This window comes from Pseudomonas sp. X10 (assembly GCF_054889225.1).
Map to the genome: position 1 here is coordinate 1,023,139 of NZ_CM142677.1, position 11,635 is coordinate 1,034,773.

The 11,635-nt window shown below is 64.4% G+C and carries 11 protein-coding genes; 6 read left to right on the forward strand and 5 right to left on the reverse strand.

Annotated elements, in window-relative coordinates; genetic code table 11:
* Positions 1–3: 3 nt before the first annotated feature.
* The 5 genes from ACYU03_RS04780 to ACYU03_RS04800 form a co-directional block, all read right to left on the reverse strand.
* Complete coding sequence (locus ACYU03_RS04780) at positions 4–309, reverse strand: DUF3509 domain-containing protein (protein WP_461888434.1); 306 nt, start codon at positions 307–309, stop codon at positions 4–6.
* A gap of 134 nt (positions 310–443) precedes the next feature.
* Positions 444–797: an HPF/RaiA family ribosome-associated protein gene (locus ACYU03_RS04785; RefSeq protein ID WP_461888436.1), complete on the reverse strand. Its 354-nt coding sequence runs from the start codon at positions 795–797 to the stop codon at positions 444–446.
* Between the two features lie 269 nt (positions 798–1,066).
* Complete coding sequence (gene fecA / locus ACYU03_RS04790; protein WP_461888437.1) at positions 1,067–3,400, reverse strand: TonB-dependent Fe(3+) dicitrate receptor FecA; 2,334 nt, start codon at positions 3,398–3,400, stop codon at positions 1,067–1,069.
* 81 nt (positions 3,401–3,481) lie between these two features.
* Complete coding sequence (locus ACYU03_RS04795; protein ID WP_461888439.1) at positions 3,482–4,408, reverse strand: FecR domain-containing protein; 927 nt, start codon at positions 4,406–4,408, stop codon at positions 3,482–3,484.
* Positions 4,409–4,413: 5 nt separating this feature from the next.
* Positions 4,414–4,908 carry a sigma-70 family RNA polymerase sigma factor gene (locus tag ACYU03_RS04800; RefSeq protein WP_461888441.1) on the reverse strand — a complete coding sequence of 165 codons (495 nt, stop codon included), beginning with the start codon at positions 4,906–4,908 and terminating at the stop codon, positions 4,414–4,416.
* 396 nt (positions 4,909–5,304) lie between these two features.
* On the opposite strand from ACYU03_RS04800, the gene ACYU03_RS04805 reads away from it, so the two are divergent.
* From ACYU03_RS04805 to ACYU03_RS04830, 6 genes are all read left to right on the forward strand, one after another.
* Positions 5,305–5,610 carry a DUF3649 domain-containing protein gene (locus tag ACYU03_RS04805; RefSeq protein WP_461888443.1) on the forward strand — a complete coding sequence of 102 codons (306 nt, stop codon included), beginning with the start codon at positions 5,305–5,307 and terminating at the stop codon, positions 5,608–5,610.
* Positions 5,607–7,190 (forward strand): PepSY-associated TM helix domain-containing protein, encoded by a 1,584-nt coding sequence (locus tag ACYU03_RS04810; protein WP_461888445.1) that lies wholly within the window; start codon positions 5,607–5,609, stop codon positions 7,188–7,190. The genes ACYU03_RS04805 and ACYU03_RS04810 overlap by 4 nt, the downstream gene beginning before the upstream one ends.
* Entirely contained in the window at positions 7,190–7,516 is a 327-nt protein-coding gene (locus ACYU03_RS04815) for a DUF3325 domain-containing protein (RefSeq protein WP_461888447.1), read from the forward strand. Before ACYU03_RS04810 ends, ACYU03_RS04815 begins: the two co-directional genes overlap by 1 nt.
* A gap of 4 nt (positions 7,517–7,520) precedes the next feature.
* A complete protein-coding gene (locus ACYU03_RS04820; protein ID WP_461888449.1) occupies positions 7,521–8,105 on the forward strand; it encodes an RNA polymerase sigma factor in 585 nt (194 codons plus the stop codon).
* Entirely contained in the window at positions 8,102–9,085 is a 984-nt protein-coding gene (locus tag ACYU03_RS04825; protein ID WP_461888451.1) for a FecR family protein, read from the forward strand. The genes ACYU03_RS04820 and ACYU03_RS04825 overlap by 4 nt, the downstream gene beginning before the upstream one ends.
* 153 nt (positions 9,086–9,238) lie before the next feature.
* Positions 9,239–11,635, forward strand: a complete 2,397-nt coding sequence (locus ACYU03_RS04830; RefSeq protein ID WP_461888452.1) for a TonB-dependent siderophore receptor — start codon at positions 9,239–9,241, stop codon at positions 11,633–11,635.

An 11,635-nucleotide genomic window follows, 5' to 3' on the forward strand; every position in this document is an offset into this window, starting at 1 on the left:
CCGTTAGGCGTTGTCGGCATTTCGTTGGCCGTCAGGCGCGTGACGCCGTGTGTTGTCTTCGACCATCGCCGTGAGGAGCGCCATGGCGCTCTGGCCTTGTTCGATGGCCAGGCCGAAACGGATGCTGTCGATCAGGTGGCGCAGGCGTTCCGGGTTATTGCGGTGGGCTTCGGTAATCAAGCGTTTGGCCACCACGGCGTTGTCTTTGGACAAGGTCAGCATGATGCTGCCATCGAGCCGTTCGATGCTGAGGTTGACACGGTATTCCGGGGCGAAGGCGTCACTGATCAGGTCGAATGGGTTGGTCATGATGCTGAGTCTGTGGATGGGGTTGCAGGGATTGACCGGGGGAGGGGCGGTTGGTTCAGGGGGGGCGATGATTTCTCTGTCATGAACGAAAATGCCCGGTGCGCTGCACCGGGCATTTTCGTTACCCGCCTCGATCAGGCTTCAATATCGCTTTCGCTCTGCTGCAGCACGCTGCGTTTGCTGCGTAACTTGCCGTAGAAGTGATCCAGCGCATTGTTCAGCTTGCTGGCGGCACCCTCGACCGCCTGTTCCAGCGAGGTGGCGGTGTGGGTCACGGAAATCGGTTGATGGCCTTTTGGGCGTGCCTCCATCTGGCAGCGTTTGTCATGCGGACCGGGCTTGGCGCCGTTCTCGTCGCGCAGGTGAACTTCGATGCGGGTCAGGTCCTCTTCAAATCGTTCGAGCGTGCTTTCCACCGTGCTGCGAACCCACTCGCTCAGCCGGATGTTACCTTGGATATGGTTGTCGCTGTTGACCTGGATTTGCATGATTCAATCCTTATTCAGCTAGCTCGCAAGAGGCGCGCCAAGGCCGTTGCAGCCTGTGGAAAATGTTCGCCTCTTGACTCTAAGGTCAGGCAATTGATCGCCGATTTCAAGCCCCCCGCGAAGATAAATTTCTTGTATCAAAAAGCCCGGCGCTCTCCGCATGCTTCGTTGCCCAAGGTCAACACGGGACCGGTAGGAGCCAGCGCCAGCTGGCGCTGGCTCCTACCGCCGTTGGGTGACCAGCATTGAGCCATCCGCCGGGCTCTGAATCAGAACTCGACGGAGGTCTGTAGGTACAGGGTGCGGGGTTCGCCCACGTATTTGCCTTTGTTGTTGTCATCGAAGGAGCGGGTGTAGTACTCGCGGTTGAACAAGTTCTTCACCCCCACCGCCACCTTGAGGTTGGACAGCTGCGGGCCGAAGTCGTAGGCCGCGCGGCTGCTGACCAGCATGTAGCCGGGGATGCGGCCGTTGCTGCCGTCGGCGCTCTCGCTGCGGGTGTTGGCGTTGTCGGCGAATTGGCTGCTCTGGAAGCTGCTGTCCAGGTTCAACTGCCAGGGGCCGTCAGTGTAACCGATGCCCAGGCTGCCCTTGTGGCGGGACGAGAAGGGCACGCGGTTGCCCTTGTTCGGGCCGTCTTCACGGATGGTGGCGTCGACGAAGGCATAGGTGGCGTAGACGTCGAAGCCGGTGAGTGCTGGGCTGAGGCCGTCGAGGGCGTACTTGACGCTGGTCTCGACGCCTTGGTGGCGAGTCTCGCCACGGGCGATCACCGAATCGTTGGTCTGGTTGCTTTCATACTGATTGTCGAAGTTGATCAGGAACGCGCCGATCTCGGCCTGCAGGTCGCCATTGTCGTAGCGGGTACCGACTTCCCAGGTACGGGCCTTCTCCGGTTTCACTTCGCCGCTGCTGACGCGGTTGGGCATTTGGCTGTACTGCACGCTACCGAAGGAGCCTTCGGTGTTGGCATAGAGGTTCCAGTTGTCGGTCAGGTGGTACATCACGTTCAGCGCTGGCAGGGCAGTGTTGTAGTCGCCCTGGTAACGCTCGCCGCTGAGCTTGTTGCTTTGCTCGGAGTCGATCATCTCGTAGCGAATGCCCGGGGTGATGGTCCAACGGCCGATATCGATGCGGTCGTCGAGGAAGATCGCGTGGGCTTCGGTGCTGCCACGGGTGTCGCGGTCATTGCTGCTGGCGGTGGTCGGCAGGCGGTCGGCGCCGATCGGCTCGCGGAAGCGCAGCTCGTGGCCGGCTTCGTTGACGTAGCGGTAGCCGATGCCCAGCTCGTGCCAGCTGTCCCCCAGGGCCAGGCCTTGGGAGAATCGGGTCTCGATGCCGCGTACCCAGTATTCGCGTGGCGACAGGGAGAGGAAGCTGCCCTGGTCCAGGTAGCCGCTGCGCAGGGTCTTGGTGAAGAAGCTGTTGACGCTGAACTGGCGGGCGTCTTCCTTGTAGTCGTAGCCGAAATTGAACAGCGTCCGGCGGCCCCAGAACTTGTCGTCCAGGCGCGTCGACTGGTACGGGTCGGCGGCGTAGTCGGCCACGCTCAGGCCCCCCGGCATTTGCGCTTCGCCTTCGTAGTACTGGGCCATGGCGTGCAGGCTGTTGGCCTCGTCGAGTTGCAGCTTGCCCTTGAGGATCAGGTCGTCGATCTCTGTGTCGCTGTGCTCGCGCCAGTCGCCACCACGGGTGCCGGAGTAGAGCAGGGCGCCGCCCAGGCCGTTGGCGTTGGTGCCGCCGACCATCAGGTTGGCGCTGTTCTTGAAACCGTCATGGCTGGACGAGGGGCTGATCTGGCTCTGCAGGCCGGCCTTGAAAGTCGCATCCTGGGGGATCGCCCGGGTCACGAAGTTGACGATGCCACCGACGTTCTGCGGGCCGTAGCGCACCGCGCCGCCACCGCGCACCACATCCACCGCATCCATGTTGCCCAGGCTCACCGGGGCGAAGGACAGCTGTGGCTGGCCGTAAGGCGCAAAGGGTACCGGGATGCCGTCCATCAGCACGGTCGAGCGCGAGGCCAGGCGCGGGTTGAGGCCGCGAATACCGAAGTTCAGGGCCAGGTCGTGGCTGCCGGTGCCGTTGTTTTCCGGGGCGTTGACGCCGGGGATGCGGTTGAGCACTTCGCGGGCGCTGCTGGCGCCGCTGCGTTCGAATTCTTCGCGGCGGATCACGTCGCGTGCGCCGGGGTGTTCGAAGACATCGTCCTGGCGCGCTTCGGCCAGCCAGTCACCCACTACCGTCGAGGCGCCCAGTTCGACCGGGGCGCCGACGCTGCCGAGCGGTTGCAGGCTGAACGCGTTGTCAGCTTCGGCACGGGCTTGCAGGCCACTGCCCTGCAGCAGCCTGTCCAGTCCTTCCCTGGCGCTGTATTGGCCGTCCAGGCCGGGGCTTTGCAGGCCTTGGGTGAGTTGCGAGCCGAAGGAAATCAGTACACCGCTTTCCCGACCGAACTGGTTCAGGGCGTCCTCCAGCGAACCGGCTGCGATGTGGTAGGTGCGCACGCTGGCTTCGTCGGCGTAGGCGGCGGGCAGGTAGGCGGCACTCAGGCTGGTGGCGAGCAGCAGGGCGTGGACGAGGGGGCTGGGGCGGAAAAGCATGCACGGGATCCTTGAGAAGAAGGGGTTCTACCTCCTCTGTCACGCGAGATGAAAAATCGGCTCAGGTGGAACGAAAAAAAATCAGGCGCGGGCTTCGACCGTCACCCAGTAGCGGGTGAAGCGCCGGACGCGGACCGGCAGCGCCACCTCCAGTAGCTCGAGGATGCGCTCGCTGTCGGCCAGTGGATATGTACCGGAAATGCGCAGGTCGGCGATCTGGTCGCTGCAGCCGAGCTGGCCGCTGCGGTAGCGTGACAGTTCGGCAAGAAAATCCGCCAGGCGCATTTGCGAGACCACCAGCATGCCGTCGACCCAAGCGCCGCTGTTGCGGTCCAGGGGCGCGATGTCCTGCCAACCGGCATTGCCCAGGCGTGCTTGCTGGCCGGCCGGCAGCACCTGCCCGGCCAGGCTGGCCGTACCGGCGAACACCGAGACCTGGCTGAACCTATCGAACTGCCGCACGTTGAAGCGGCCCTGGCCCAGTTGCAGCACGCCGTTGGCCGTCCGCAGCACCAGGGGGCGTGGATCGCTGACCACCTCCAGCAGCAATTCGCCTTCGAGCAGGTGCACCCGGCGCTGCTGGCCATCGAGGCGCACGTCGGCGGCGCTGCGGGTGTTCAGGTGCAGTTCGCTGCCATCTTCCAGCGTCATGCGGCGACGCTGGCCGACTGGGCTGCGGTAATCGGCCATCAGGCCAGGCAACGGGTTGTGCTGTTGCAGCCCCAGGCCGGCAGCGCTGGCCACGCCGAACAACAGCAGGGCCTTGAGGGCGCGGCGGCGGGCTGGCGACGGCGGAGCCTGCAGGGTCGCGTGCACCAGCGGCGAGGCCACGCCACGCAGGCGCTGGTTGACCTGCTGGATGTGCGCCCAGGCCCGCTGGTGTTCACTGTCGGCCTGCAGCCAGCGCTCCAGGGCTTGTTGCCCGGACAGGCCGAAACCCTCGTCCTGGGACTCGATCAACCAGTGCACGGCCTGTTCGGCCACCTGTGGGGAGAAGGCGCTATTCATTCCATTCACTGGGCGAAATAACAGCGCATGGCTGCCTTGTTCAGGTAGCGCTTGACCGTGGCCAGGGAGATGCCCAACTGACTGCCGATCTCGGCATAACCCAGGCCATCGACCTGGGCCAGCAGGAAGGCGCGCTTGACCACGGCAGGCAAGCCATCGAGCAGGCGGTCGAGTTCCAGCAGGGTCTCGAAGATGATCGCCCGGTGTTCTTCTGAGGGCGCCAGTTCCTCAGGGACCTGAGCCAGCGCTTGCAGGTAAGCGTGCTCCAGTTCCTGGCGGCGGTAGTGATTGCACAGCACGCGCTTGGCGACGGTAGTGAGGAAGGCTCGGGGCTCGACCAACTGCGGGGTCTCCCGGGCCTGGAGCAAGCGTACGAATGTGTCCTGGGCCAGGTCCGCCGCGCTGTGCGGGCAGCCCAAGCGGCGGCGCAACCAGCCGGTCAGCCAGTTGTGATGAGCGTGATAGAGGCCTTCGACCGAGGAAGAGAGGGCACTGGGCACCGTGAACACTCCGGCGCTTGGAGGCGCAACTGTAAGTAAGAATTGTTCGCATTGTATGGGCTAACCCTCATCGTCGGCAATCCTCGCGGACTGACGGCAGGCTTCGGTGCGGATATCCCTCAATGATTGCAACCTGTAGGAGCGGGCTTGCCCGCGATGGGCCGGTGCAGGAAGCAAATCAGCAAGGCGAGAACTTTGCCCTCGAACGCGGGAAAGTCGGGGCAGCCGAACCGCTGCTCAGGTCCTGCGTCGGTCGCGGAAGTTGAGGCGTGCTAGGCCCTAATGGGAGGAGCCGCAGCCTCGTGCTTTAACCGGCTGTTAGGTGATACGTCAGGCTGCTTTGCTTATGAGAATTGAAATCATTACTATTGCATCCTCGTTTTTTGGACCGCTGCCATGAAAAGCAAAACTGCCGGGCTGCCCATCAGCTACCGTCTGGCCGTGACTTCACGCAGCCTGGCTGCGTTGCTGGGCGGTTATCTGCTGGCGTCCATGGCCAGCATCTGCATCACCCTGCTGGCGCCGTTGCCCAAGGTCGATGCCGTGCTCAGCGGCATGATGTTGTCGTTCGTGTTCTACGTGCTGGCGTTCATCTGGTGCTTCGCTTGCCGTAGCGCTTGGCGCGCCTGGTTCGGCGTGCTGCTGCCGAGCCTGGTGCTGGGGATGATCAACGGCCTGGCCTACTGGATGAAAAACCCATGAAAGAGGGCTTCCGTCAGGCCATGGCCTGGCTGCACACCTGGACCGGCCTGATCTTCGGCTGGCTGCTGTTCGCCATCTTCCTGACCGGGACCCTGGCCTACTTCAAGGAAGAGATCAATCACTGGAGCCGGCCGGAGGTACGCAGTTACGCACCCGACCCGACTGCCAGCCTGGGGCTGGCGCAGCAGTACCTGCAAAGTCACGCCAACAACGCCAGCAGCTGGTTCATCCGCCTGCCCAGCGAGCGCGAGCCGGCCCTGAAGGTCGGCTGGCGGGAAGACGGCGCCAGCGGCCGTCGCGGCTTCACCAACAAGGAGTTGGATGCCCGCAGCGGCGAAGTGGTCGAGGCCCGCGAAAGCCGGGGTGGCGAGTTCTTCTACCGCTTCCATTTCCAGTTAGAGATGCCGCACCCGTGGGGCCGCTGGCTGTCCACGTTCTGCGCCTTCATCATGCTGTTGGGCCTGGTTACCGGGATCATCACCCACAAGAAGATCTTCAAGGAGTTCTTCACCTTTCGTCCCGGCAAGGGCCAGCGCTCCTGGCTCGACGGCCACAATGCCATTGGCGTGCTGGTGCTGCCGTTCCACCTGATGATCAGCTACAGCAGCCTGGTGATCTTCATGTACATGGTCATGCCGGCCAGCATCATGGCCAGTTATGACAACCCCCGTAGTTACTTCAATGAGCTGTTCGGCCAGTCCGAAGCGCCCAAGTCGGCTGGCGTGGTAGCGCCCCTGACGTCTCTGCCGACGCTCTATGCCAAGGTCCAGGAGCAGGTACCCGGCGCCCGGCTGGGCTGGATCGAGGTGCAGAACCCTGGCGATCAGAACGCACGGGTGAACTTCACCCGCGCCGCGGCCGATAGCGTGGCCTACCGGCGCAGTGGCAACTGGAGTTTCGATGGTGTCAGCGGCGAGCTGCTGCGAAGCGGCCAGGCGGAAAGCGCACCGGTGCTGGTGGCCGGCACCTTCGTCGGTTTGCACATGGGCAACTTCGCCGGCCCCTGGCTGCGTTGGCTGTACTTCGTGTTCGGGGTGGCCGGCACGGCGGTGATCGGTACCGGTCTGGTGATGTGGCTGGGCAAGCGTCAGCTCAAGCATGCCAAGAGCGAGAGAATGCCCACCGAACTGCGCCTGGTCGAGGTGCTCAACATCGCCAGCATGAGCGGCTTGCTGCTCGGCGTGGCGGCCTTCTTCTGGGCCAACCGCCTGCTGCCGGTGGCGTTGGAGGGGCGCGCCGATTGGGAGGTGAATAGCTTCTTCCTGCTTTGGGCGCTGTCGCTGCTGCATGCCATGTTGCGGCCCGGCCGCCGGGCCTGGGGCGAGCAGTTGGCGCTGGGCGCGCTGGCATTCGCCCTGTTGCCGCTGCTCAACGCCGTGACCACTGGCCAGGGCCTGAACCATTCCATTGCCATCGGCGACTGGGCCATGGCTGGTTTCGACCTGACGGCCCTGGCGGTTGGCCTGTTCCTCGCCTGGGCTGCGGGCAAGATGCTGCGCGACCCCAAGCCTGCTGCCAAACGCGCGCCGCGTGCCGCGAAGGCGCCCCGTAAACCCCTGGCCGAACCCGAGGTGAATTGATGTTGAGCGTTGCCCTGTTCGGGTTTTCCGGCTTCGCCGCCCTGTGCCTGGCCATGGAAAAACACTTCAGTGAACTGCTCAAGCGCAAGCCAACGGCGCTGCAGCTCCGTGTCCTGCGGGTCGCCGGATGGGCGTTGTTGCTGCTGGCGATGGTGCTGGCCGTCCACAAGAGTGGCTGGGGCCTGGGGCTGGTGGAGTGGATCGCTGTGCTGATGGCCGGGGTGACCCTGTGGGTGTTCCTGTTGCCGTACCAGCCGCGCCTGTTGCTGGGCCTGGCCGCTGCCAGCCTGCTGCTCGGCCCGCTGCTGGCCTTGCTGCCAGGGTGAGTCGTTGAGCGACCCACTGGACGTGCGCGAGCCAGGCAATGACGCCGAGGTGGCGGGCGGCCGGGCGCGTTTTCTTCAGGTATTCCTGGCCCAGCGTGCGCGGATGGAAGCACTGGTCAGCCGCCGGGTCGGTTGTCGCGCTACCGCCTCGGACCTGGTCCAGGAGCTGTTTCTGCGTTTCTGGCGACGTCCGCAGGTCAAGGTCGAGTCCCTGGACACCTACCTGTTGCGGTGCGCGGGCAACCTGGCCATCGACCACCTGCGCAGCGAGGGTAGCCGCGGGCGTGCAACCGAAGGCCTACAACCGCTGGATGAGCAGGCGTCGCCCGGCCAGGCGCCTGAGCAGGCGCTGGAGGTCGACCATGACCTGCGGCGCATCGAAGCCGCCCTGCGTGAACTGCCGGAGCGAACCCGGCAGATCTTCCTGCTCAACCGCATCCATGGCTGCAAGTACGGCGAGATCGCCAAGGTCATGCAGTTGTCCCAGAGCGCGGTGGAAAAGCATATGATGCGCGCCCTCGAAGCGTGCAAGGCGAGTGTCGCCGAGCCTGCTTCCACGTTGCCCAGGCCAGGGAGCGCGCCCCGATGAACCGTCCGACACAGATCACCGCCGAACAGACGCAAGCGGCCCTGCAGTGGCTGAGCCGGATCAACGAGCAGCCGGCTGAAAGCGAGAGCGCGGCGTTCAAGCGCTGGCTGCTGGCCGACCCGGCGCACCGCCAGGCTTATGCCGAAGCCCAGGCGCTCTGGCGCCTGAGCGAGGCGCCGGCGGCGCGCCTGGCCGAAGAGCAACACGAAAGCCTGCAGACCTATCTGCACGCCATGCAGGCCAAGCCAGCCAAGGGCCGTTGGCTGCGCCGTGGCGGGGCTCTGGCAGCGGCTGCCTGCCTGGTCCTGGCGCTGGGTACTGCGGCTGGCTGGCACCCCGGCCATTGGTTGCAGGACGCGCAGGCCGACTACGTCAGTAGCGAGCAGATCAGGCAAGTGACCCTGGCCGACCAGTCCCGGTTGACCCTGGATGCCGGCAGCGCGCTGAGCGTCGATTTCGACCATGGCGAGCGCCGTGTGCGGCTGCTGCGTGGCGCGGCCTACTTCCAGGTGACCCACACCGGCGAACCTTTCCTGGTCGAAGCGGCCGGGGGGGAAGTGCGGGTCGTCGGCACCGAGTTCGAAGTCCGTGAGCAGGGAGGAGGCGCCCAGGTCACGGTGCGCAGTGGCCGCGTGGCGGTCAGCCCCGGCGGCGGACAAAATCCTCGGCCGTTGACCGCCAACCAGCAACTCGCCTATGCCGACGGAGAGGCCAGCGCCGTCGTTACGGTCGACAGCGACAATCGCTTGGCCTGGCGCCAAGGCTGGCTGAACTACTACCAGGTCCCGTTGAGCACCGTGCTCGAGGACCTGGGCCGTTACTACCCCGGGCGGATCCTGCTGCTCGATGGCGATTTGGGGCAGCGCAAGGTCAGTGGCAGCTTCCCGGCTGGCGAGCCGCTGGCGGCACTGGATTCGCTTGGCGCAGTGCTTGGGTTTTCACGGCATACGCTGCTTGGTCGGGTGACGGTGCTGCGCTGAATCCTGCACCGAGCTCACGGGGCGAGGTCTGCAGGCACCTGCTGTTTTCAAAAATTTTCACGAAACGGGTGAGGTAAAGGAACGCGGCATCCGTGTAGTGAGTGGAAGTGCGATTCATTCGCAGATAATTACCCTCTCACAGGTCCAGCGTCCATGAAGTTCCCCCTCTCGGCTCCGCGTTGCGTCTCTCTCTGGCTCGGTCTTTCGGCGGTTGTGGTCGTGGCGCCCCTGGCCCATGCCGCTACGGCCCAGGCCCAGGTTTTCAGCTTTGCCCAGCCGAGCCAGCCGTTGGCCCAGGCGCTCAATGCCTTCAGCCGTACCACTGGCCAGAGCGTGGTGTACACCCTCGAACTGCCGGCCCTGCAAGCACCAGCCCTGAACGGCAACCTGAGCGTGGAACAGGCCCTGCAACAGCTGTTGGGCAGCAGTGGCCTTACCTGGCGGCGCATCGATGGGCGGACCCTGACCCTGGAGCCGCTCGATGAGTCGGGCGCTCTGAACCTGCAGGCCACCACCATCACCTCCCAGCAGGATGCCAGCTACCAGTCGCCGCCGAGCGCCTCGATCATGCGCGGGCAGGGTGCGATCCAGGACATCCCCCAGGCGATCAACGTGGTACCAGCCCAGGTCATCCGCGACCAGGCTCCGCGCAACCTCGACGATGCCCTGGCCAATGTCAGCGGCATCACCCAGGGCAACAACTTCGGCGGTACTGCCGACACCGTGATGAAGCGCGGTTTCGGCGATAACCGCGATGGTTCGATCATGCGCGACGGCATGCCTATCGTGCAGGGTCGCGCCCTCAATGCCAGCACCGAGCGGGTCGAGGTGCTCAAGGGGCCGGCCTCGCTGCTGTATGGCATCCAGGACCCTGGCGGGGTGATCAATGTGGTCAGCAAGCGTCCCCAGTTGCAGCAGTACAACGCTCTGACCCTGCGCGGCTCGACCTACGGCAGCGGCAAGAACGGCAGCGGCGGCGGTTTCGACAGCACCGGCGCGCTGGGCGACAGCAACCTGGCCTACCGCTTGATCGTCGATCATGAAGACGAGGATTACTGGCGCAACTACGGTGTCCACCGGGAGTCCCTGGTGGCGCCCTCCCTGGCTTGGTTCGGCGAGGACACCCAGGTGCTGCTGGCCTATGAGCACCGTGAGTTCCTCTATCCCTTCGACCGTGGCACGGCTATCAGTGGACGCACCAATCATCCGCTGGATATTCCGGCCACTCGCCGGCTGGACGAGCCGTTCAACGACATGGAGGGCCGCTCCGATCTTTATCGGTTGGAGGTCGACCACCAGATGGCCAATGACTGGAAGCTGCACTTCGGCTACAGCTTCAACCGTGAGACCTATGACGCCAGCCAGGTCCGCGTTACCGGCGTCGACGACGAGAACGGCACCCTTTCACGCAGCATCGACGGCACCCATGGCTCGATGAGCCGGGATCAGTTCGCGACCCTCAGCCTCGATGGCAGCCTGCAAGTGGCCGGCATGCAACACGACCTGCTGCTGGGCTACGACAATGAGCGCCGCAAGATCTATCGCGCCGACCTGATTCGCCAGGCCAGCCGCTCGACCTTCAGCTACGTCGACCCGGTGTATGGCCTGGAAGTGGAAGGCAGTACCGTGCGCCCCAGTGACAGCGACCAGACCGATAAACTGCGCAGCGACTCGTTGTTCTTCCAGGATGCGGTGCATTTGGACGATCACTGGATCCTGGTGGCGGGCGCGCGCTTCCAGAAGTACGACCAGATCGCTGGACGTGGCCGGCCCTTTCAGGCCAACACCAACAACAATGACCAGGCCTGGGTGCCGCATGCGGGCCTGGTGTACAAGGTCGATGAGCAGTTGTCCTTCTATGGCAGCTACACCGAGTCGTTCAAGCCCAACTCCAGTATCGCGCCGCTGACCGGTGGCCTGGTGCTGGACTCGGCGATCGCTCCGGAGGAGGCCAAATCCTGGGAGCTGGGCGCCAAGCTGGACATGCCGGGCGCCTTGACCGGCACCCTGGCGTTGTTCGACATCACCAAACGCAACGTGCTGGTGGCCAACTTCGACACTACTACCGGCGACACGCTCTACAGCAATGCCGGCGAAGTGCGTTCGCGTGGCGTCGAGCTGGACCTGGCCGGCCAGCTCAGCGAGCGTTGGAGCGTGATCGGCAGCTATGCCTTCACCGATGCCGAAGTCACCAAGGATCCGGACCTCAAGGGCAACCGCCTGCAGAACGTGGCGCGGCACACCGGCTCGCTGTCGGCGGTGTATGACATGGGCACGTTGTTCGGTGCTGACCGCTTGCGCCTGGGCGCCGGTGCGCGTTATGTCGGCGAGCGCGCTGGCAACCCGACCAACGATTTCGATCTGCCGGCCTACACTGTGGCCGATGTCTTCGCCAGCTACGAGACCCAGTTGGACGAGCACAAGGTGCGCTTGCAACTGAACGTGAAGAACCTGTTCGACAAGACCTACTACAGCTCGGCGGTGAACCGCTATTTCGTCGCGATCGGCGATGCGCGCCAGGTCAGCTTGTCCAGCACCCTGGAGTTCTAG